This is a genomic window from Cupriavidus sp. PET2-C1 (assembly GCF_054515855.1).
The window spans coordinates 4,259,673-4,282,506 of record NZ_CM137259.1 but is presented as its reverse complement, the minus strand read 5'-3'; the positions used below and the strand labels follow the sequence as shown (position 1 = coordinate 4,282,506).

General features: G+C 67.5%; 16 protein-coding genes. 9 read left to right on the top strand and 7 right to left on the bottom strand.

The window, feature by feature from the left end; all coding sequences use genetic code 11:
- Positions 1–992: 992 nt before the first annotated feature.
- Entirely contained in the window at positions 993–1,550 is a 558-nt protein-coding gene (locus ACX12D_RS19405; protein ID WP_459372341.1) for an SET domain-containing protein, read from the top strand.
- 46 nt (positions 1,551–1,596) lie between these two features.
- Here ACX12D_RS19405 and ACX12D_RS19400 read toward each other — a convergent pair whose 3' ends face one another.
- The 4 genes from ACX12D_RS19400 to phhA form a co-directional block, all read right to left on the bottom strand.
- Positions 1,597–3,216: a sensor histidine kinase gene (locus ACX12D_RS19400; protein ID WP_459372339.1), complete on the bottom strand. Its 1,620-nt coding sequence runs from the start codon at positions 3,214–3,216 to the stop codon at positions 1,597–1,599.
- Between the two features lie 25 nt (positions 3,217–3,241).
- A complete protein-coding gene (locus ACX12D_RS19395) occupies positions 3,242–3,946 on the bottom strand; it encodes a response regulator transcription factor (protein ID WP_043350877.1) in 705 nt (234 codons plus the stop codon).
- Between the two features lie 154 nt (positions 3,947–4,100).
- Positions 4,101–4,418 carry a 4a-hydroxytetrahydrobiopterin dehydratase gene (locus ACX12D_RS19390; protein ID WP_459372338.1) on the bottom strand — a complete coding sequence of 106 codons (318 nt, stop codon included), beginning with the start codon at positions 4,416–4,418 and terminating at the stop codon, positions 4,101–4,103.
- 146 nt (positions 4,419–4,564) lie between these two features.
- The gene (gene phhA / locus ACX12D_RS19385; RefSeq protein WP_441635869.1) at positions 4,565–5,497 is read right to left on the bottom strand and encodes a phenylalanine 4-monooxygenase; all 933 of its coding nucleotides are present in this window, start codon (positions 5,495–5,497) and stop codon (positions 4,565–4,567) included.
- Between the two features lie 298 nt (positions 5,498–5,795).
- Between phhA and ACX12D_RS19380 the strand changes: the two genes are divergently transcribed.
- The 4 genes from ACX12D_RS19380 to pbpC all read left to right on the top strand — a co-directional run bounded on the left by ACX12D_RS19380 (position 5,796) and on the right by pbpC (position 15,288).
- Positions 5,796–6,275 (top strand): Lrp/AsnC family transcriptional regulator, encoded by a 480-nt coding sequence (locus ACX12D_RS19380; RefSeq protein ID WP_150987569.1) that lies wholly within the window; start codon positions 5,796–5,798, stop codon positions 6,273–6,275.
- A gap of 87 nt (positions 6,276–6,362) precedes the next feature.
- Positions 6,363–12,383, top strand: a complete 6,021-nt coding sequence (locus ACX12D_RS19375; protein ID WP_459372337.1) for an alpha-2-macroglobulin family protein — start codon at positions 6,363–6,365, stop codon at positions 12,381–12,383.
- A complete protein-coding gene (locus ACX12D_RS19370; RefSeq protein ID WP_441635822.1) occupies positions 12,380–13,081 on the top strand; it encodes a lysoplasmalogenase in 702 nt (233 codons plus the stop codon). Before ACX12D_RS19375 ends, ACX12D_RS19370 begins: the two co-directional genes overlap by 4 nt.
- A complete protein-coding gene (gene pbpC, locus ACX12D_RS19365) occupies positions 13,078–15,288 on the top strand; it encodes a penicillin-binding protein 1C (RefSeq protein ID WP_459372336.1) in 2,211 nt (736 codons plus the stop codon). The genes ACX12D_RS19370 and pbpC overlap by 4 nt, the downstream gene beginning before the upstream one ends.
- A gap of 12 nt (positions 15,289–15,300) precedes the next feature.
- Here pbpC and ACX12D_RS19360 read toward each other — a convergent pair whose 3' ends face one another.
- The 3 genes from ACX12D_RS19360 to ACX12D_RS19350 all read right to left on the bottom strand — a co-directional run bounded on the left by ACX12D_RS19360 (position 15,301) and on the right by ACX12D_RS19350 (position 18,576).
- Positions 15,301–16,227, bottom strand: coding sequence for a LysR family transcriptional regulator (locus ACX12D_RS19360; RefSeq protein WP_459372335.1), 927 nt, complete (start codon positions 16,225–16,227; stop codon positions 15,301–15,303).
- A 48-nt stretch (positions 16,228–16,275) separates the two neighbouring features.
- Entirely contained in the window at positions 16,276–16,812 is a 537-nt protein-coding gene (locus ACX12D_RS19355) for a dihydrofolate reductase family protein (RefSeq protein WP_459372334.1), read from the bottom strand.
- A 219-nt stretch (positions 16,813–17,031) separates the two neighbouring features.
- Positions 17,032–18,576: an MFS transporter gene (locus ACX12D_RS19350; RefSeq protein ID WP_459372333.1), complete on the bottom strand. Its 1,545-nt coding sequence runs from the start codon at positions 18,574–18,576 to the stop codon at positions 17,032–17,034.
- Positions 18,577–18,751: 175 nt separating this feature from the next.
- Between ACX12D_RS19350 and ACX12D_RS19345 the strand changes: the two genes are divergently transcribed.
- The 4 genes from ACX12D_RS19345 to ACX12D_RS19330 all read left to right on the top strand — a co-directional run bounded on the left by ACX12D_RS19345 (position 18,752) and on the right by ACX12D_RS19330 (position 22,796).
- Complete coding sequence (locus tag ACX12D_RS19345; RefSeq protein ID WP_459372332.1) at positions 18,752–19,663, top strand: LysR family transcriptional regulator; 912 nt, start codon at positions 18,752–18,754, stop codon at positions 19,661–19,663.
- Between the two features lie 112 nt (positions 19,664–19,775).
- A complete protein-coding gene (locus tag ACX12D_RS19340; protein ID WP_459372331.1) occupies positions 19,776–20,780 on the top strand; it encodes an aldo/keto reductase in 1,005 nt (334 codons plus the stop codon).
- Between the two features lie 97 nt (positions 20,781–20,877).
- Entirely contained in the window at positions 20,878–21,837 is a 960-nt protein-coding gene (locus tag ACX12D_RS19335; RefSeq protein ID WP_459372330.1) for a delta(1)-pyrroline-2-carboxylate reductase family protein, read from the top strand.
- Positions 21,838–22,067: 230 nt separating this feature from the next.
- Positions 22,068–22,796: an OmpW/AlkL family protein gene (locus ACX12D_RS19330; protein WP_459372329.1), complete on the top strand. Its 729-nt coding sequence runs from the start codon at positions 22,068–22,070 to the stop codon at positions 22,794–22,796.
- Positions 22,797–22,834 lie beyond the last annotated feature (38 nt).

The following is a 22,834-nucleotide window of genomic DNA, read 5'->3' as shown; positions in this document are numbered from 1 at the left end:
CTGTGGGCGATTCTTTCGCTGGAGCCGAGCTGCGGGGACTGCGTACCCATTGCAGCGTAGCAGCGAGGCTCAAGGGGCCGCCAGGAAGCCGTATGCACTATTGTGCATGACGACCGATGGCCAGGCGCAGCCGGAATCCCGGGGCTATTCGCGTCATGCATGCGCTGGCCAACGCAGCAGACGATGCGCGTTTACACGCCTGGCGGGGCCGACGTATACCGCTGCCAGACAGCCCTGATCGCGTATACGTCCGCGTCCAGCCTACGGGCGACGTATACGCGATCCTTCTCATCAAAAAACCATGGGTGCACGGCAGTAAACCGTGCCGTGGCCAGCGGATTCCTTCTGCTCAAAAAAGAAGCCACGCCTGAAGCGGCTTTTCAGCCTTTTATTTTTTGCCTGGTTCTCTTTGCTCACCGATAGCAGGACGTAGTCCTTTCTGTTTACTTCTTTCTTTAATGTATACAGATAGTAGTAGTAGGTAAACGGCAGCCTTTTCTGTGGATAACTCTATAAACGCTTTTCAAATCAGTGTGTTGCAAGAAGCAGAAGTGGTGGGACCCGGTGTTGGCGGACGTGGATGACTTAGCCATTTGGCGGAGAGGGTCGGGTGAAACCCTCCGACTTATGCCTGATGCATCCCCATGCCAACCCCAGGCAGCCCACATGAATTGCATGTCTTTATCCCCAGATTTTTGCCAGGTTATCCACAGGCGATCAACGCGGTCGCGGTCGTATACGTAAACACCGAAGCGCTGATTAAGGCTGTTCTTGATGGTGGGCCTCCCCCGTAAACCAGTGCGTCGTATACCTGGCTTGACGTGTGCAGGTTCATGCGGGTTGCCCTGGGTTGCCCCACGTTGTCCGTATACGCGGCTATTTGCCGGCAAGGGGATGCCGCGGCCAATATGGGCAGGTATCATCGCCATCGCGCCCGGGGCGGCGCGCAGCCACGCGGGGTGGCAGGCAGGCGGATCTATACGGGATGGCACATGGCGGAACAGGCAAAGCAAGAGGAATTGAAGCAGGAAGGGACTGAGGCGAAAGACGCCAAGCGCGTCAAGAGCCCGAAGGAAGGCAAGCGCAAGACCGCGTCCGACCGCGTCGAAGTGCGCCGCTCGGGCGTGCATGGCAAGGGCGTTTATGCGAACGCGCCGATTGCCGAGGGCGAGCGCATCATCGAATACAAGGGCGAGCACATTTCTTGGAAGGAGGCGCTCAAGCGCCATCCGCACGATCCGGCGGATCCCAACCATACCTTCTACTTCAGCCTGGAAGACGGCGACGTGATCGACGCCAAGTTCGGCGGCAACCGCGCGCGCTGGATCAACCACGCCTGCCAGCCCAATTGCGAGGCGCGCGAGAAAAAGGGGCGGGTGTTCATCCACGCGCTGCGCGACATCGCAGGCGGCGAGGAGCTGTTCTATGACTATGGGCTGGTGATCGACGCGCGCTACACCAAGAAGCTCAAGAAGGAGTTCGAGTGCCGTTGCGGCAGCCCGAAATGCCGCGGCACCATGCTGGCGCCGAAGGAAAAGAAGGCCAGGTAGAACACTGGAAAAGACAAGGGCGAGCCGCGCCGCGGCTTGTCCCGCCTCAGACCGCCCCGGCGGCCTCGCACGGGATGCGGATCACAAAGCGCATGCCGCGCACCTCGGCCTCCTCCCCGGAGGCGGGCACATCCTCGATGCGGATGGTGCCGTGATGCAGGCCGATGATTTCATGCACGATCGCCAGACCCAGGCCCGCGCCGCCGGGCGGTTGCGCCGGCGCATTGGGCCCCGGCGTATGGTCGCCTCGGAAGAAGCGCTTGAAGACTTCCTCGCGGCGCGCCAGCGCGATGCCAGGCCCGTTGTCTTCCACCATCACCACCGCCATGCCGCGATGGCCGAGCGCCTCGCCGCCGGCGCGCACGGTGATGCGCCCGCCAGGCGGCACATATTTCACGGCATTGTCGATCAGGTTGCTGAGCGCCTCGCGCATCAGCAGGCGGTTGCCGCGCACCGTGGAGGGTGCCGCGCCGGTAAAGGTGGGGCCGGGCAAGGTCTCGAAGCCCAGGTCGATCTGGCGGGCCAGCGCCTGCGGCACCCACTCGGCGCCGGTCTCGAAGGCCAGCGTGGCCAGGTCGAAATGCTCGATCGGGCCAAGCCGCTCCAGCGATAGGCCAGGCTCGGCGCGGGCCAGCGAGAGTAGCTGGTTGGACAGGCGCACCGCGCGGTCGGCCGCCGATTGCAGCTCGCGCAGCGCGTGGTCCGTCACCGCGGGATCCGCCGACTGCACCGCGCGGTCGGCATGCAGCTTGACGGCGGTGAGCGGCGTGCGCAACTGGTGCGCGGCATCGGCGATGAACTTGCGCTGCGCGTCCAGCGCATCGCGTAGCCGGGCCAGCAGCGCGTTGAGCGCGCGGATCAGTGGCTCCACTTCGGCCGGTACCTGGGTTTCATCGAGCGGCGCCAGCGAGCGTGCCGTCTGGCGATTGAGCTTGTCGGTGAGGATCTGCAGCGGCACAAGCTCTTCCTTGAGCACATGCGAGAGGATCAGGCTGCCCACCACCAGCAGCAGGATCAGCGGCACGGAGACCGAAAGCAGGATCTCGTTGGCGGCGGTCTCGCGCCGGTCCAGCAGCTCGGCCACTTCCACCACGATGGGCCCGCGCGGGACGCGCCCGGCCTCGCTGGTGGCCAGTTCATCCGAGGCCGGGCTGGGCAGGTTGACCGGCAGCCGCACGGCGCGCACCTGGCGCCCGCTGAACCAGGCGTAGAAGAGCCGCGCATCGTGCAGCGAGGTTTGCCCGGTGCCGTAGCCCAGCCAGGTGTCCATGCCGCCGATCAGCCCGTCGGGGCCGTGGATGCGCCAGTAGATGCGGTCGGTGCCTTCGGCCTCGACCAGCGTCTGCGCAATCATCGGGATGTCTTGCTCCAGCCGGGGGCCGGCAATGCGGATCTGCTGGGCGATATTGTTGGCCACGCCATACAGGGCGCGGTCGAATACCTGCGTGGTGTAGTGCGCCGCCAGCCAGTAGGAGAGCGAGCCGCTGGTCAGCACCAGCGCGAACAGCGGCGTGGCCAGCGCGCGCAGCAAGTGCACGCGCAGGCTTTGCGTGGAGGCCGAGCGCGCGGATGGCGTCGCGGCGGCGGTCGCGGCTTTGCCGGACGCGCCGGCGGCGGCGTCGGTCAGGGCCTTGGGAGGCTGGGGAGGACGTGTGCGCAGCCACATGGCAGGCTTCTCCCTGGGCGCGGCGTCAGGTGCCGGCGCGGATCTGCAGCAGGTAGCCGAAGCCGCGCACGGTTACGATCTCCACGTCGCATTCTTCGAGCTTCTTGCGCACGCGGTGCACGTAGACCTCGATGGCGGTGTCGCCGACCGTGTCTCCGCCTTCCCCCGCGGGATGCGCGAAAGTGGCGAGGTGGTCCTGCAGCTGCGCCTTGCTGACCACGCGGCCCTGGCGCTGCAGCAGCAACTCCAGCACGGCGAATTCGCGCGGCGAGAGCTCCAGCGGCTTGCCATCGATGAACATGCGGCGGTCGTTGCCCGACAGGCGTAGCCGGCCGAGCCGCACGTCGCGCTCGGGCGCGGCCTCGCCGTGCTGGCTGCGGCGCAGCAAGACGCGCACGCGCGCTTCCAGCTCGGGCAGGGCGAAGGGCTTGACCAGATAGTCGTCGGCGCCGGCGTTCAGGCCGGAGAGCTTGTCTTCGAGCTCGTCGCGCGCGGTCAGGATGATGACCGGCGTGGTGCGGTTGCGGGCGCGGTAGCGCGCCAGCAGGGTCATGCCGTCGATGCCGGGCAGGCCCAGGTCGAGGATCACCAGGTCGTGTTGTTCGCGCAGCAGGTGCTCGGTGGCGTAGACGCCATCGTGCACCACGCGCACCTGATGGCCGGCTTGGGCCAGGCCGGCTTCGACGCCACTGGCGATCTGACGGTCGTCCTCGATCAGAAGGATACGCATGGTGGCAGGCTGGGAGGCTGGAAAGGGATCGGGAGAGTAACGAAAGTTACAAACGGTCAGCCACCGATTGTACAGCGCACGACCATCAGCGAGCTTTCGGTTTGCCTACAGTCCCCAGCGGTCTCCAGCGTGCCCTGGCTTGCCGCACGCGTGCTCAGGCTTTCGCCAGCGTAGCAGCCGCGCGGTCCATGAAGGCGGCCAGGTCGGTGTCGCGCCGGGTCAGGCCGTTGGCGTCATGGGTGGACAGGGTGACGTCGACCCGGTTGTAGACGTTGAACCACTCCGGATGGTGGTCGGCCTTCTCCGCGGCCAGCGCCACGCGCGTCATGAAGGCGAAGGCGGCGTTGAAATCGGCGAAGGTGAAGCGCTTGTGGATCGCATCGCGGTCATCGACGGTGCTCCAGCCGGGCAGGCTGGCCAGCAGCGGTGCACGTTCTTCAAGCGTTAGGGGAACGACAGGCGCAGGGGACATGATGGGCTCGATGGTCGAAAAGGAAGTTGGCAAGGTCAATGCCGGCCCGCCTGCTCGGCCTCCCGGCCCTTGCGATGTGCATCGGGGCGGGGGTGGAGCGGGCACGCCGTCATTGTTTCACAAAGGGCGCGCACGGGTAGCGCGTGTCAGACGTCGTCGCTGTCGGCCCAGCCTTCGCGCGAGCCGCGCTGGAGCACGAGGTCGGATTGCCCCACGTCGCCCGCGCCCAGCGTGGGCTGTGTGCGCAGTTCCTCATACAGCGGCGCAAAGTCGGGGCGGGTGGCGTCGAACAGCTGATCGAAGCTGTCGATCACGAAGTACGTCTTCTGGAAGGTGTCGATGCGGTAGCGCGTGCGCATGATGCGCCGCACATCGAAGCCGATGCGGTTGGGGCTGGCCGAGTCCAGGCTGTAGATCGATTCGCCCTGGCTCGACAGGATGCCCGCGCCGTAGATGCGAAGGCCTTCCGGCGTGCGGATCAGGCCGAACTCCACGGTGTACCAGTACAGCCGCGCCAGCATGTCGAGCGCGCCCAGCGAGGCGGCCTTGAGCCCACCCTTGCCGTACGCCTCCATGTAATTGGCAAAGACCGGGTTGATCAGCAGCGGCACATGACCGAAGACGTCGTGGAAGCAGTCGGGCTCTTGCAGGTAATCGAGCTGCTCGGGCTTGCGCATCCACCAGCTGGCGGGAAAGCGGCGGTTGGCCAGGTGCTCGAAGAACACGGCATCCGGCACCAGGCCGGGCACCGCCACCACCTGCCAGCCGGTGGCGCGCATCAGGGTTTCGTTGAGCTGGTCGAAGCTGGGCACGCGGTCGCGCCCCATGCCCAGCGTGGACAGGCCTTGCAGGAACTCATCGCAGACGCGGCCGCGCAGCATCGAGGCCTGGCGGTCATAGAGCTTGGCCCACACCGCGTGGTCGGTGTCCGTATAGCGGTCCAGCGGCTGCGCGATGGTGAAATCGGGGCGCAATTCCTGGCCGGACAGCAGGCCGGCGTCGAATTGTTCCTTGAGCTTGTCGGTCAGGGTGCCGGAAAAGCTGGCCTGGGCGTCGCCAGCGTGAGTGGCGGTAGCCATTGCGTCCATGATGTTTTATCTCCTGCAGATTTACCGCACAGTTTAGCGAGGAGGTGACGCAAATGGCCCGCAAAAACGGCTTGGTTTCGTCAAGCGATGCATCAAGTGCGCAAAAATTTGGTATTGTCTGCGGAAAATGTGCGCGGGTGCGCTGCCAGCGACAATCGGCCCGCCGCCAGGCGGCGGCGGGGTAGCATTCCTACCCGCAGGCCCAGTGCACAACAAGAAGCGATTCCGACTCGACCAACGCGCCTAACGCGCCTAACGCACCCAGCGCGTCTAACGCGACCGAAGCGACATGACCATGATCAATCTCGACCCATTCGACCTCGCGCTGCTGGCGGCGTTGCAGACCGACGGCCGCTCCACCCACCAGCAGCTTGCTGAGCGCATTCATCTTTCACCCAGCCAGATCGGGCGCCGGCTCGCGCGGCTGGAGGCCGACGGCGTGATCACCGGCTACCGCGTGGTGCTGTCGCCGCCATCGCTCGGGCTTGGCGTGCTGGTGTTCACCAGCGTCAAGCTGGCCCATCACGGCGACACCATTGTCGAGCGCTTCCGCGAGGACATCCTGCTGCTGGAAGAAGTGCAGGAGTGCTACTCCGTGGCGGGCGAGGCCGACTACCTGCTGCGCATCATGGTGCCCGACCTGCCGACGCTGGCCGAATTCACGATGAAGAAGCTCATGCGCGTGCCGGGCGTGGAAAGCGTGCGTTCCAACATCGTGCTGACCGCGCTCAAGCGCGACGGGCCGTTGCCACTGTCGCATTTGCGCTAGCCTGCGGATCGCTCGCAGCGCGCGCGGACTTGCGCTTGCCATCGGCGCATGTCACCCTCGCCGGGTGCCGTAATCGGGAGGGGCAGGATGACGCAGATCGTCGCGCGGATGGACAAGCGTGAGAGACGTGGGTACTGGTGGGCCGCCGCGGCCTGCCTGCAGGCAATGTTGGCGACGATGCCGGGTTCCGGCCAGGCCGCGCAGGTGGTCCGTTTCTCGCCGGAGGGCGAGGTCGCTCGCGTGCGGCAGGTGGCGATCCGCTTTGACGAAGCCATGGTGCCGCTGGGCGACCTGCAGGCGAGCCCGCCCGCCACGGTGTCCTGCAAAGGCAGCGCGATCACCGGACAGGCACGCTGGATCGACGCGAAGAACTGGGCATTCGATTTTGCGCGCGACCTGCCGCCAGGCGTCAATTGCACGGTGCGCATGGCGGCCGGCCTCAAGAGCGAGGCCGGCAAGGCGTACACCGGCAAGCCGGAGTATCGCTTCGAGACCGGCGGGCCCACCGTGGTCTCCGCGCGTCCCGGCGGCGGCGAGATCGAAGAGGACCAGGTCTTTGCGCTGCGCTTCAACGGCCCGGCCACCGCCGACTCGGTGCGCAACGCCGCCTGGTGCCAGGCGCAAGGCCTGGGCGAGCGCATCCCCGTGCGTCTCGTTGCCGGCAAGGAGCGTGACGCCGTGCTGGGCGCGCTGCACTGGAAGCTGAAGGCCGACGAGGTGGATTCCGTCCACCTGCTGGCCTGCCAGCAGCGCCTGCCGTCCGGCGCGCGCATGCAACTGGTGCTGGGCAGCGGCATCGCCACGCCTTCGGGGCTGGCCACGCGCGACGAACGGCGCTTCGACTACACCGTGCGTGAGCCCTTCACCGCGAGCTTTACCTGCGAGCGAGAGCGCGCGCAGTCGCCCTGCACGCCATTGCGGCCGATCTCGTTGTCGTTCTCCGCGCCGATTTCGCGCAAGGACGCCGAGCATATCCTGCTCAATACGCCGAAAGGCCCGCGCGCCCCGCAGTTCGAGCCGGAAGCGGCGCGCGACGCGCCCGTCAGCAGTGTCAGCTTCAAGCCGCCCTTTGCCGAGAAGGCCGAGTTCACGTTGTCTGTACCCGCTGGCCTGAAGGACGACAGCGGCCGCGTGCTGTCCAATGCCGAGCTGTTCCCGCTCAAGGTGAGCATGGCCGCGATGCCGCCCCTGGCGAAATTCTCGGCCGCGCCGTTCGGCGTGCTCGAGCGTTTTGGCGAGCTCCCCAAGGGCAAGCCAGCGGCCGACTATCCGGCGCTGCTGCCGGTGACGCTGCGCAATGTCGAGGCCGACCTGCCGGTGCAAGGCGTGCGCGCGCAAGCCGGCACGGTACGCCGCCTGAAGGTGGACGACGACGGCGCGGTACTGCGCTGGTACGGGCTGGTTCGCCGGCTGCACGAAGGCAGCTGGACGCGCGGCGAGCTGGATGCCATTCTCGCCGGCCGCTCGCCGTCCGCGGTCAACAACCCGCGTAATGCGCCTTCCATCGAGACCCGCTCCATCTCGCTGCTCGATGGCGTGGCCGGCGCGCGCAAGCTCGCCATCCCGCAACTGGTTGAGCCGGGCGGCAAGGCGCCACGCCCGTTCGAGGTGGTCGGCATTCCCCTGCCCGAAGCGGGCTTTCATGTGGTGGAGATCGCTTCGCCGATGCTGGGCGAGGCGCTGCTTGGCAAGCCGGCGCCCATGTACGTGCGCACCGCCGCGCTGGTGACCAACCTCGGCGTGCATTTCAAGCTCGCGCGAGGCCCCGGCAAGATGACCGCGCTGGCATGGGTCACCACGCTCGACGACGGCAAGCCGGTGGCCAACGCCGCAGTGGCGCTGCGCGATTGCAGCGGCAAGCTGCTGGCCTCGGGCCGCACCGATGCCGCCGGGCTGGCGCGTTTCAACGGCCTGGACGACGTGCGCGAGCGCAGTTGCGACGACACCGGGCTGTCCGGCTATTTCGTTTCGGCACGCATCGCCGCGGACCATCCGCAGGCACGCGGCCAGGCCGACATGGCCTTCGTGATGTCCGACTGGAACCGGGGCATCGAGAGCTGGCGCTTCAACGTGCCGACCGACACCAGCGCGGTGCCGGACGTGCGCGTCCACACCATCTTCGACCGTACCTTGCTGCGTGCCGGCGAGACCGTGTCGATGAAGCACATGATCCGCACCGAGACTGCGAATGGCTTCGCCTTGCCGGGCGCGGGCGATCCCTTGCCGGAGAAGCTGGTCATCCAGCATGAAGGCAGCGGCCAGACTTACGAGCAGCCGGTGCAATGGCGCAGCACCGCTACCGGTGGGCGCAGCGCCGAAAGCACGTTCGCGATTCCCGCCGCGGCGAAGCTGGGCGTCTATACGGTGTCGTTCAGCGATGCGAAGGACCGTGTGCTGGACAGCGGCAGTTTCCGCGTCGAGGCCTTCCGCCTGCCGGTGCTCGCGGGCACGCTCAAGGCCGGCAGCGGCGGGGCGCTGGTAGCCCCGGCGGAGGTGCCGCTCAACCTGGAAGTGCACTACGTCTCGGGTGGCGGCGCGGCAGGCTTGCCGGTGCAGGTGTCGGCGCTGCTGCGCGACAAGTACGTGCGCTTTGCCGACTACGACAGCTATGCCTTCGCCGCGCCGCGCAAGCCGCAAAAGGATAGCAGCGGCGATGAGGACGAGGGCGAGGATGGCAATACGCAGCGCGACGATGCGCAGAAGCTGGTGGCGGACAAACTGCCGCTGAAGCTCGACAAGAACGGCGGCGGCACGCTCACCCTCAAGAACATGCCGAGGCTCGACGCACCCAAGGACCTGGTGGTGGAGTCGGGCTTTGCCGATCCCAACGGCGAGATCCAGACGCTGCGCCAGACGGTGCCGATGTGGCCGGCGGGCGTGATAGCTGGCATCCGCACGGAGAGCTGGGTCTCGGTCAGGCAGAAGCTTCCCGTGCATGCCGTGGCGCTCGATCCGCAGGGGCGGCCGCAGGCCAACGTGCCGATCTCGCTGCGCGCGCAGGTGCGTATCACCACCTCGGTGCGCAAGCGTGTGGTGGGCGGCTTCTATCGCTACGACAACCGCAACGAGAACAAGGATCTGGGCATCGTGTGCGAGGGCCGTACCGATGCGCAAGGCCGTATGCAATGCGACGTGACGTTGCCCGAGGCCGGCCAGGTGGAACTGATCGCGCAGGCCCGGGATAACGCGGGGCGCGTATCGCAGGCTGCCACCTCGGTCTGGGTGACGCGCCAGGGCGAGCTGTGGTTCGGCGGCGAGAACAACGACCGCATCGACCTGCTGCCCGAGAAGAAGGCCTACGCGCCGGGCGAGACTGCCGTGTTTCAGGTACGCATGCCATTCCGCCATGCCACCGCGCTGGTGGCGGTGGAGCGCGAGGGGGTGCTGGAGACCAGCGTGGTGGAGCTCAACGGGCGCGATCCCACGGTGCGGGTCAAGGTAAGGCCGGAGTGGGGCCCCAATGTGTATGTGTCGGTGCTGGCGTTGCGCGGGCGCCTGCGCGAGGTGCCCTGGTATTCGTTCTTCATCTGGGGCTGGCGCCAGCCGACTGAGTGGTGGCAGGCGTTTCGCAGCGAGGGCCGCGAGTATGCTGCGCCGAGCGCGCTGGTGGACCTGTCCAAGCCGGCATTCCGCCTCGGGCTGGCGGAGATCCGCGTGGGCAACGACGGCTACAAGCTCGATGTGAAGGTCACGCCTGACAAGACGAGCTACCCCGTGCGCGGCAAGGCGCAGGTAGCCGTGCAGGTGAAGCTGCCCGACGGCAAGCCTGCCGCCAATGGCGAAGTCGCGCTTGCCGCGGTGGATGAAGCACTGCTGGAGCTGATGCCGAACACGAGCTGGGATCTGCTCGACGCCATGTTGCGCCGACGCAGTTATGGCGTGGAGACCGCTACCGCGCAGATGGAAATCATCGGCCGGCGCCACTACGGCCGCAAGGCCGTGCCGGCGGGCGGCGGCGGCGGCAAGAGCCCGACGCGCGAGCTGTTCGATACCTTGCTGCTGTGGAATCCGCGCGTGCAGCTAGACGGCGAAGGGCGTGCCACGCTGACGGTGCCCCTGAACGATTCGCTCACGCGATTCCGCATTGTGGCCGTGGCCGACCTGGGCGTGGGCCGCTTCGGCAACGGCAGCGCCACCATTGCTGCCACGCAGGACCTGCAGCTGATCTCGGGACTGCCGCCGCTGGTGCGCGAGGAAGACCGCTATCGCGCGATGTTCACGCTGCGCAATACCACGCAGCGCGCGATGACGGTGCAGGCCGTGGCGCGCGTGAGCCCGCCGGGACAATCCGTGCAGCCGCAGGCGCTGGCTGCGCAGACGGTGGAGATTCCCGCGGGCGAATCGCGCGAGATCGGCTGGGATGTGGCCGCGCCGCTGTTGCCGGCGGGCTCGCCGGCCCAGGACGGCACGGTGCAGTGGGAGGTGGAAGCGACCGAGGCCGGCAAGACGGGCGGCGCCAGCGACCGCGTCAAGCTCTCGCAGCAACTGGTGCCGGCGGTGCCGCTTACCGTGCAGCAAGCCACGTTGGCGCAGCTCGCGCCAAACCTGTCGGTGCCGGTACGCGCACCGCAGGGTGCGCTGGCCGATGGTGCGGGCCAGCCTCGCGGTGGCCTGCAGGTGAACCTGCAAGCCTCGCTGGCAGGCGGCATGCCGGGCGTGCGCGCGTGGTTCCGCGACTATCCGTTCTCGTGCCTGGAGCAGCGTGCCTCGCGCGCGATCGGGCTGGGCGATGCGGCGCAATGGAATGCACTGGCTACGCAACTGCCCGGCTATCTCGACAACGACGGGCTGGCCTCGTATTTCCCGCTGCAAAACGACGGCAATGCCGGCAGTGAGGTGCTGACCGCCTACCTGCTGGCCGTGTCCGACGAAGCCGTGCGCGCGGGGCTGCCGCTGCGCCTGCCCGACGAATCGCGGGCCCGCATGGAAAGCGGATTGGCCGCGTTTATCGAAGGCCGCATCAAGCGCGAACGCTGGGCACCGACGCAAGACCTGGAAGTACGCAAGCTGGCGGCGCTAGAGGCGCTCTCGCGCAGCGGGCACGCGCAGGCGCGCATGCTGGGCTCGATCCAGATCCTGCCGGCGCAGTGGCCCACCTCCGCGCTGCTCGACTGGATTGCCGTGCTGTCGCGCGTGCAGGATATCCCGCAACGCGACGAGCGCCTCGCGCAAGCGCAGCAGATCCTGCGCTCGCGGCTGACCGTGCAAGGCACGCGGCTGGCATTTTCGACCGAGCGCGACGACAACTGGTGGTGGCTGATGAGCGGCGGCGATCTCAACGCCGCGCGCCTGCTGGCGCTGTCGCTCGACCTGCCCGGCTGGAAGGACGAAAGCGCGCAACTCGCTACCGGCTTGCTCGGCCGGCAGATGCGCGGCGCCTGGGGCACGACCACGGCCAACGCCTGGGGCTCGCTGGCGATCACGCGTTTTGCGCAAGCCTTCGAGAAGACGCCGGTGTCGGGCGCCACGCGCGTGACGCTGGAAGGCGTGGCCGATGCATCGCGCAGCTTCGACTGGGCGCGCGCCGTGAAGGTGGATGGCGTGGCAAGCGGCAGCATCAGCCTGCCGTGGCCACGCGCGGGCGAATCCGCCACGCTGCAGGCCGTGCAGCAAGGCGCGGGCAAACCCTGGGCCACGGTGCGGGCGCTGGCGGCGGTGCCGCTCGCCGCGCCGCTCTCGGCGGGCTACCGCATCACGCGCAGCGTGACGGCGGTGGAGCAGGCGGTGGCGGGCAAGTGGTCGCGCGGCGACACGTATCGCGTGAAGCTGGAGATCGATGCGCAGGCCGACATGACCTGGGTGGTGGTGAGCGACCCGGTGCCCGCCGGCGCCACCATCCTCGGCAGCGGCCTTGGGCGCGACTCGGAGATCGCCACGCGCGGCGAGCGGCGCAAGGGCGCATGGCCCGCGTTCACCGAGCGCACGCCGCAGGCCTTCCGTGAGTATTACGCCTACATGCCGCGCGGCATTGCCACGGTGGAATACACCGTGCGCCTGAACAATGCCGGCGAGTTCGCCTTGCCGCCCACCCGGGTAGAGGCGATGTACGCGCCGGATGTATTCGGCGCGCAACCCAATGCCAGACTGACCGTAGGAGCACGCCCTTGAGCTGGCTTGCAATGATGATGCCCGCGCGGGTGCGCGAGTGGTGGCTGGCCGGCACCATGGCCGGCCTGGTCTACGGCGGCCTGCTGGTCACCGTCGCGATGGACTCGCCGCCCGGCGCGCCGTTGAACGGGCAGATCGCCTTCCAGCCGTTGTGGAAGACCGCCATGGCGCTGCTGCTGGTACGCGCCGCGCACTTCCATCCCTTGCGCCGCGAGCGGCGCTGGCTGATGGCGGCGCTGCTGTTCTCTGCGCTGGGGGACTTTCTGTTGGCGATGCCGTGGCTGTCGTTCTCCTTCATCGGCGGCCTTGGGGCTTTCCTGATCGCGCACTTTGCTTACCTTGGCTTGTTCGTGCCCATGGCGGGCGACGGACGCGCGCATCGCCTGATTGCTTGCGGTGTGGTCGTGGGCGCGGCCGGCGTGATGCTCGCGCGCTTCTGGCCCAATCTGGGCACGTTGGCGGTGCCGGTCTCGGTCTATGTCGGCGCGCTCGCGGCGATGGCCTGCGCCGCGTTGCTGGCGAAACTGCCGACGCCGCTGGCGGCAATCGGTGCGCTGTGTTTCGCCGTGTCCGACGGCTTGCTCGGCACCGCGCGGTTTCTCGTGCCGTTCGATACCTTTGCGCTCGGCATCTGGTGGACCTACGCGGCCGCGCAAGTGCTGCTGGTGGCCGGCGTGGCGGCCGGGCGGGACAAATGAACGCGGGCCAGCGCGCGGTAGCCGTACTGGTCTGCGCGGCCTGCGTGGCCTGCGCGCCCGCGTATGCGCTTGCGTCCTTCGACAGCGTGCGCGCCAGCTGGCGCAGCGCGGATGTGGTGGTGCTCGACCGCCATGGCGAAACCCTGTCCCGCGTGCGCGACGATTTCCGTGCGCGCCGCGGCGACTGGGTCACGCTGGCGGAGATATCGCCCGCGGTGCGCACCGCTATCGTGCTGTCGGAGGACCGCCGCTTTTATGCGCACAGCGGCGTGGACTGGCAGGGCGTTGCCGCCGCCGCGTGGGCCAACCTGTGGAACACGCGCACGCGCGGCGCCTCCACCTTGACCATGCAGCTCGCCGGCTTGCTCGACGAGGACCTGCGGCGAGCCGACAGCGGCCGCAGCGTGGGGCAGAAGATGGCGCAGGCCGTGCGCGCGACGGCACTGGAGCGCAACTGGAGCAAGGACCAGATCCTCGAGGCGTATCTCAACCTGGTGCCGTTTCGCGGCGAGCTGGTCGGCCTGTCCGCGCTGTCGCAGGCGCTGTTCGGCAAGTATCCGAGCGGCCTGGATGCACGCGAGGCGGCGCTGGCGGTGGCGCTGGTGCGTGCGCCCAACGCGCGTGCGCCGCAGGTGGCGCAGCGCGCGTGCGGCATCCTGCGCGAGCAGCAATTGCCCAAGGCATGCGATGGGCTGGACGGCTTCGCGCAACTGGCGCTGCTGCGCAGCAGCGGCGGCACCGCGGGCACAACATCGACCTCGGGCCTCACGCCGAACCTCGCGCCGCATCTGGCGCGCTTGCTGGTATCGCAAGCCCGCGCCGCCGGCCCGATGCCCGCCACCATCACGTCCACGCTCGATGCCGGCCTGCAACGCCTCGCCACGGCAAGCCTGGATCGACATCTGCGCGAGCTCGCCGGGCGCAATGTGGAGGACGGCGCGGTGGTGGTGATCGACAACGCGAGTGGCGACGTGCTGGCCTATGTGGGTTCGTCGGGCGCGTTGTCGGCGGCCGCGCAAGTCGACCACGCGGGGGCGCCGCGCCAGGCGGGATCCACGCTCAAGCCTTTCCTCTATGAGCAGGCACTGGAGGGGCGGCGGCTGACCACGGCGTCGCTGCTGGACGACCGGCCGGTCAACCTGCCCACGGGCGGCGGCGGGGGCCTCTATGTGCCGCAGAACTATGACCGGCAATATGCGGGCTGGGTGAGCATGCGGGCCGCGCTGGCGTCGTCGTTGAACGTGCCGGCCGTGCGCACGCTGGTGATGGTCACGCCGTATCGCTTTCACCAGCGGCTGACCGCGCTCGGCTTGCCGCTGGCGCAGGCGGGCGATTACTACGGCTACAGCCTTGCGCTGGGTAGCGCCGATGTGCCGCTGGTCGCGCTCACCAATGCCTATCGCGCGTTCGCCAACGGCGGGCGTTTTGCGGGCGTGCGGCTGCGCGCCGATGCGCCGCCCGTGACAATGCGCGCGGTGATGTCGCCCGCGGCAAGCTATCTGGTTGCCGACGTGCTGTCGGATCGCCATGCGCGGGCGCGCACGTTTGGCCTGGACAGCCCGCTGACCACGCGCTTCTGGACCGCGGTCAAGACGGGCACGTCGAAGGACATGCGCGACAATTGGTGCGTGGGCTGGTCGCAGCGCTACACGGTTGGCGTGTGGGTGGGAAACGCCAGTGGCGCAAGCATGCATGAGGTTTCGGGCGTGTCCGGCGCCGCGCCGGTGTGGCACGAGATCATGGAGGCGCTGCACCGCTCGGTGCCGAGCGTGGCGCCGGCCATGCCTGCCGGCGTGGAGCGTGTGGCGTTGCGCTTCGCCGATGATCTCGAGCCCGCGCGCGATGAGGTCTTCCTCGCGGGTACCGCCATGCGCGTTGTCAACATAGCCAGCGCGGATAGCGTGCGTGCCACCAAGGATCGCGTCACCGCCATCGCCAGCCCTGCCGACGGCACTGTGTTCGCGCTGGATCCCGATATCCCGCCGGCGGCGCAGCGCGTCTGGTTTCATGCCGAGGGCGTCAGCGGACAGACCGCGCAACGCGTGAGCTGGCGCATCGACGGCAAGCCGCTGGGGCGCGGCGGACAGCTTTCCTGGCTGCCCTGGCCGGGCCGGCATGAGGTGGAGTTGCTGGATGCCGCGGGCAAGGTGGTTGACCGCATCGGCATCGAAGTGCGCGGCGCCGTAGCCAAGGCGCCGCGCCGCTGATTACGCCGCTGACTACGCCGGCGCGAGCGGTGCGCGCGCCTTGAGGAAGTCGACGAACACGCGCAGCTTGGCCGGCATCAGCAGGCGGCCCGGGTAGTAGAGGTAGAAGCCATCGAACGGCGGCAGCCAGTCGTCCAGCACCGTGACCAGCTGGCCCGAGGCGAGAGGCGCGCGCAGCAAGACCTCGAACTCGTAAAGCAGCCCGAGCCCGGCGAGCGCGGCCTGGTGCAGCAGGGCCTTGTCATTGGCGATCAGCGCGACGCCGGTATCGACCGTGGCCTGGCGCGCGGCGTGCATGAACTCCCAGCGATAGACCTGGCCCGCGGGGCCGAAGCGGTAGTGCAGGCAGGCATGCGCCTGCAGGTCGCGCGGCAGCTTGGGCTTGCCACGGCGCGCGAAGTAGTCCGGCGCGCCGGCCACCACCATGCGCATCGGGTCGGTGATGGGAATCGCCACCATGTCGCGCTGCAGCGCTTCGCCCAGGCGCAGGCCAGCATCGAAGCCCTCCGCGATCAGGTCGGTCAAGCGGTCGTCGACGGCCACGTCGACGCAGATCGACGGATAGAGCCGCATGAACTCCACCAGCACCGGTTGCAGCGCGGTGGCCGCAGCCGAGTACGAAGTGGTGATGCGCAGCGTGCCGGCGGGCATTTCGCGCTGCTGGCGCGTGTCGTCGGCCGCGGCCCCGATCTCCGTCAGCGCGGGCTCCACGCGGGCCAGCAGCGCGGCGCCGGCTTCGGACAGGCCGACCCGGCGCGTGGTCCGTTGCAACAGGCGTACGCCCAGGCGCTGCTCAAGCTGGCGGATCGTCTGCGAGATGGCCGACGGGCTCACCGCCAGCGCGGCGGCGGCGGCGGTGAAGCTGCCCAGGCGCGCCACGCGGACGAAGGCGGCCATGGCGGGCAGCAGGTCGGGGTCAAGGGAGACGTCAGGCTTCATGGTGTGGCGAGGCCAGATGTACAAGCCTCATCATCGTATCTTCGCAAATCAGCACAGCACGCGATAGGTCGACTGCACTAGGCCGGACGGAAAGTGCCGGCTCGATTCGAGCGCCAGACTGACGTCGCGCGGCAGGGCGCCGAACAATGGTCTGCCTGCCCCGATCAACACTGGCACGGTGGTGACCACCAGATCAGCGATCAATCCGTCGCGCAGAAACGACTGAACCAACTGACCGCCATCGACGTACACGCGACGCACGCCTGCTGCCTCCAGTTGCTTCATCGCATCCGTGGGCGTGCTATCCGAGAACCGCACCTTTCCCTGCAGCCTCTGCGGCACGGGCTTGCCGGCCAATTGCCGGGACAGCACCAGAACGGGCTTGTCGTAAGCCCATTCGCCCAGCGTGAGGACTTTTTCGTAGCAGCCTCGGCCCATAACGATCGCGTCCTTGTCGGCGATGAAGGTCGGATAGCCATGGTCTTCTGCCGGCTCATCCCGTTTCAGAAGCCAGTCGATGTCCCCATCGGGTCGGGCGATGAAGCCGTCAAGGCTGGTCGCAATAAAGACGTGTCCTGTGATCATTGTCAATCTATTGTTCTGTCGGATCGCGCTCAAGCTTTAGCCGGCGCCTCGGGCCGTAGGCGCAGACTCTTCGGTCCCGCCAGACACGATCCATGAAGTTTGCGACGCTCGAATGACGATTATCGCTGAAGGCAGGCGTTCGCAATGCGTTGCCAGATGGCACCTATTGGCCACCGGCGGGCGTGAGCGTGAAACTGCGACCGTCTCAGGCTGGCCGATCTAGCGCAAGGCTTCTGGTGCGGATGCCGACAGATGCGGCAACCGTGAATGGCTAAGCAAGCCGAATACCAATGCCGCCGATGCAACGGTGATCGCGGCGAGGATATACAGCAGGAGCCGGAAGGCATCGTCATAGCCTTGCACCAGCGCCTGCTCGCTCGCCTGCGGCAGCAGGCGCATGGCGCGGGGCAGGTCGCCCATGGCGAGCCGCTGAGCGGCTTGCGCCAGCGTGGCCGGGGGCGCAGTGGCGATGGCGTGCAGCCTGGACTGGGCAAGCCCGGCAAGCATGGCGCCGACGATGGCCAGGGCAATGCCTTCACCCGCCACCCGCGTGGTGCTGAAGATGCCGGTGGCCATGCCCGCGCGTTCCTTGGGCACCACGCTGACGGCGAGGCCATCCATCAGGCCCCAGGGCAGGCTGATGCCAAGGCCAATCGCCAGCATGGGCAGCACCAGCCCGGCGCTCGGCTGGCCCGGCGCGCATTGGGCCAGCCATAGCAGGCCGCCGGCGCACACCAGCAAGCCCAGGCCGCAGATGAGGCCGGCCGAGAGCCAGCGGGTCAGATGGCCGGCCAGCAGCGGCACCACCAGCATGGGTGCGGACAGTGCAATCATCATGCGGCCGGCTTCGATCGCGCTGTAGCCTTCGATGCCGATCAGGCGGACCGGCAGCAGCACTTGCAACACCACGTACGAATACGCGGGCGCGGCCGCCAGGAATTGCACGCCGACAAAGCGCGGATAGCGAAATAGCGACAGGTCCAGCATAGGCGCGCGCACGCGCTGCTCGATCATGACGAACGCCAGCATCAGCACGGCAGCGCTGGCCAGCAGCAAGACCACCGGCAAGCTGCCCCAGCCGCTGTCCGGCGCGCGCAGCACCGCATAGGTGAACAAGGTCAGCGCGCCGGTAAAGGTGGCCGCGCCCGGCCAGTCGAGCCCGCTGGCGGCGGGGTCGCGCGACTCGCGCATGCAGCGTGCGCCCAGCACCACGGCGCAAACGGCGATCGCGCCCGCGCTGAGGAAGACGCCGCGCCAGCCGGCTTGCCCGATCAGCCATCCCGCCAGCACCGGCCCGAAGGCGAGCCCCACGCCGAACGTGGTGCCCAGCAAGCTGAAGGCGCGGGTTGCGGCCTGCCCCTCGAACTCCTGCGCCAGCGCTGCCATGCCCCCGGCAAAGGCGGCGGCGCCAGCCACCCCTTGCACTGCGCGCAGGCCATCCAGCCAGGCGATGTCGGGCGCTGCCGTGAGGGCCAGCGAGCTAAGCGCAAAGCCAGCCATGCCGGCGAGGAAGACACGCTTGCGCCCGAAGCGGTCGGCCAGCGCGCCGGCTGCCATCAGGCAACTGCCGAAACACAGCATGAAGGCGTTGGTGACCCAGTTCAGTGCGATGGGGCTGCCGCCGAGATCGGCGGCGATCGCTGGCAGGGCTACCGCCGGGCCGGTGAAGCTCAGGGGCATGGCCAGCGCGGCGAGACAGACCGCGCCAAGGATCAACAGTTTTTGCGCCGTGGTGCGCGCGGCGTCAGGTGCAGGTTTGGGCATCGGGAGTCCGGTTTGGAGGGCGGGGCGGGGGTCGCATGTTGCTGCCGCCGATGGCACGTGGCTATAGCCATTCGCGAAAGTGGACTGATGATAGGATGGCCTTAATACGTCTTAAAGCACCTGGATTTCCGTGCTTAATGGACAAAAATTCTTTAATGAAGCGGCATGGATCGTCATGGATAGTCTTAGTGGCCTGTACGCCTTTGTGCGCGCGGCGCAGACCCGGAGCTTCGTCGCGGCGGGACGGCTTCTTGGTGTCTCGCCATCGGCCATCGGCAAGAGCGTGATGCGGCTCGAGGCCAGGCTCGGCATCCGGCTGTTTCACCGCAGCACGCGGCAGATCCGGCTGACGGATGAGGGCGCGCTTTTCTTCGAGCGCTGCCGTCGCATCCTCGAGGAAATCGACGACGCGGAACTGGAGTTGTCGCGGTTGCAGGAGGCGCCGCGCGGCCGGCTGCGCATCAGCGTGCCGGCGATCGGCTATCGCCTGCTGCTGCCCGACCTGGCCGCGTTTTGCGCCGCCTATCCGGAGATCGAGTTTGACCTGGATTTCAGCGACCGCATGGTGGACGTGGTGGAGGAGGGCTTCGACCTGGTGATCCGCAGCGGCGCGCTGGCGGATTCCCAGCTGATGGCGCGGCGCCTGCGGCCTTTTCGCCAGGTGGTGTGCGCTGCGCCGGACTACTTTGCGCGGCACGGCATGCCCACGCGGCCGAAGGACCTGGAGCAGCATGTTTGCCTGCGCTATCGTTTTCCCTCCAGCGGGAAACTCCAGGATTGGGTATTGACGCAAGGTGCCGGCGACGAGGAAGTGCGTTTGCCGGGCACGTTCGCCTTGAACAACATCGAAGGCGTGCTGGCCGCGGCGATCGGTGGCCTGGGCATTTGCTACGTGCCGGATTTCGTCGCGCAGGAGGCGTTGAGCGACCAGCGCCTGGTGACGGCGCTGGACACGTACAACGTGGTGCAAGGCACATTCTGGATGCTGTGGCCATCGAGCCGGCACATGCTGCCTAAGCTGCGGGTGCTGGTTGACTTCCTGTCCCGCCGGGAGAACCCGGGATCAGAACCCACTGTGTCCAGCTAAAAAGGGCCTCCGGATTGTGAAGCTGTGCTTCATGACGCATGCAGCGCAGCCGGCTGTTTCCGCGCCCCGGCCTTGGCGATACTGCCGAGGTTCCTCAACCAAGGAGTTCCGCATGACCGCACTACGCAAGCTGGGCCGGCATGGCCCCCAGGTATTCCCGCTTGGCCTGGGCTGCATGGGCATGAGCGAGTTCTACGGCGCGCATGACGACGTCGAATCTATTCGCACTATCAATCACGCTATCGATAAAGGCGTTAATTTTATTGATACGGCTGATATTTATGGCCCGTACACCAACGAAAGCCTGGTAGGCCGGGCCATCGCGGATCGCCGCGACAGCGTGGTGCTGGCGACCAAGTTCGGCATCGTGCGCGACGCCGCCAACCCGGTGGCGCGCGGCGTGGATGGCCGGCCCGAGTATGTGCGAGCCAGCTGTGACGCCAGCCTCAAGCGGCTCGGGGTGGAGCATATCGACCTGTACTACCAGCACCGGGTCGATCCGCAGGTGCCCATCGAGGAAACCGTGGGCGCGATGGCGGAACTGGTGAAGGCGGGCAAGGTGCGCTGGCTGGGACTGTCGGAGGCCGGTGCGCAGACCATCGAGCGCGCGCATGCTGTGCATCCCATCACCGCGCTGCAAAGCGAGTATTCGCTGTGGACGCGCGACGTGGAGGCGGGTGGCGACCAGAGCATTCTCGCTACGTGCCAGCGGCTCGGCATTGCCTTCGTGCCGTACAGCCCGCTGGGCCGGGGTTTCTTGACCGGTGCCATCCGTAGCCCTGAGGATTTCGCGCAGGACGATTACCGTCGTACCAGCCCGCGTTTCATGGGCGAGAACTTCGCGCGCAACCTGATGCTGGTGGACAAGGTGAACGCGCTGGCGCGCGACAAGGGCTGCAGCCCGGCGCAACTGGCGCTGGCGTGGGTGCTGGCGCGTGGCGACATGCTGGTGCCGATCCCCGGCACGCGGCGCGTGGCCAACCTTGACGACAACCTTGGCGCGCTGGATGTGGTGCTGGACGCGGCCGACATGGCGGCCATCGATGCCGTGTTCCCGGCGGACGCAGTAGCGGGTACGCGCTATCCCGGGCAGGTGATGTCCTTGCTGGCGCGCTGATCCGCCTGAATCGGCTGAACCTGTAGAGCGTGGGGGGAGGCCGGCGGCGAGTTCGCCGATAATCCAGCATCGCGAACCGCCTCCGGAGTCACCCGCCATGTCCGTTGCCCTGCTAGACGCCGCCCAGACCGCGGCCCGCCTGCCTTACCCCGCTCTGGCCCGCGCCATTGCCGCCATGCTGGCCGAGCTGCGCGCGGGCACGGCCATGGCGCCGCCGCGCATTGCGTTGCCTGTGGGGGACCCCGCCGGCGGAGAGGGCACGCTGCTGGTGATGCCGGCGCGCAACCGGGAGCTGGTGATGACCAAGAACATCACCGTGCACCCCGGGAATCCGCAACGCGGCTTGCCCAACATCCTCGGCGAGGTGGTGGTGGCCGACGCCCATACGGGACGCCGGCTGGCGCTGCTGGACGGGCCGACCGTGACGGGCCGGCGCACCGCCGCCGTGTCGCTGCTGGCGGCGCAGAGCTTCGCGCCGGATCCCGCTGGCGAGCTGTTGATCATCGGTGCCGGCGTGCAGGCGCTGACCCATCTGGAAGCCTTTGCCGCCGGCCTCTCGCCGCGCCGGGTGTGGCTGCATTCGCGCACGGCCGCCAAGGCCGAAGCCCTCGCCGCGCATGCGCGCACGCTGGGCGTGGAGGCGCAGACGGTGGATGACGTGCGCGCCGTCTTGCCGCGCGTGTCGATGGTGGTGACGGTGACGTCCAGCCTGGTGCCGGTGCTGCCGGACCTGGATAGCGGCCTGTGGCGCGACGATCATTTCATCGCCGCGGTGGGCGCGTTCCGCCCGGAGATGTGCGAGCTGCCCCCGGCGCTTTGCCAGGCGGCCTCGGCGCACGGCCGGCTGCTGGCCGATACCTTGTTCGGCATCGAGGAGGAGGCGGGCGACCTGCTGCAGGCGGGCATCGCCTGGTCCACCGTGCAGCCGTTCGAGCACGCCATCCTCGCCGCGGACGCACTGCGCGCGCGCCGCGGCAGCCCACTGGTCTTCAAGAGCGTCGGCTATGCCCTGTGGGATCTCGCGGCATGCGTGCTGGCGAGTGCCGGCACGGCGTAATTCCCTTGCAGCGAGTAGGCCTATACCGTGCAGTAGGTTTTTTGAACGGCGAGCGTCGCAAATTGCATACGGTTTGCCTGGCCGGTTTGGCTCGTTTGCCTGCGTTTTTAATGGTTAACCCGTGATTTAGGGGCGGGCTTCTACAAAAGTATTAAGCGTTTGAAACAGGCGGGTCACACCAGACGGGATAATGCCTGCCTCGGGTAGAGAGTTAATAAGGAGCAAGAGGCATGTCCCCCAAGAAGATCCTGCTGGCCAGCGTAGCCATGCTAATTGCTGGCGCCGCGCAAGCGCAGAGCGCCGGCAGCAATATTGTCAGCCTGGGCTGGTTCCGCGTGATGCCGACGAGTTCGGCCGATGCGCTGGTCGTCGATAGCATCGGTGGCTTCCCCGTCAACCGGACCGAAGCCGGCACGAGTGCCAAGATCAAGTCCGCGGATACGCTTGGCATCGCGTTCACGCATTTCTTTACCGACAATATCGCGGGCGAAATCGTGGCGGGGATCCCGCCGAAGCACGACGTAGAGGGGGCTGGCACGTTTGCCAAATACGGCACGCTGGGCAATGTGAAGCAATGGAGCCCGGCGGTACTGGTGAAGTACTACTTCGGGGAAGCGAAAACCAAGTTCCGCCCCTACGTGGGCCTTGGCGTGAACTACACGTGGTTCACCGACGAAACCATCAACAACCAGACTTTCGTGCGCTCCGAGTTTGGTCCGAACGCAAGGATGACGGCGAGCGCCAAGAGCTCGTGGAATCCGGTGTTCAATGTCGGCGCGACCTACGCCGTCACCGATAACTGGTTCGTTGGCCTGTCGGTGTCCTACCTGCCGCTGTCCAGCACGGCCACGCTCACCACGCAGAACGCGGGTGCGGCAGGCAATGCTACCGTTGTGTCGCATACCAAGATCAAGATCGATCCGGTCGTGACCTACCTGAACGTCGGTTACCGCTTCTAAGCGGCTCGCCAGACGACAAAACGGGCGCCATTGCTGGC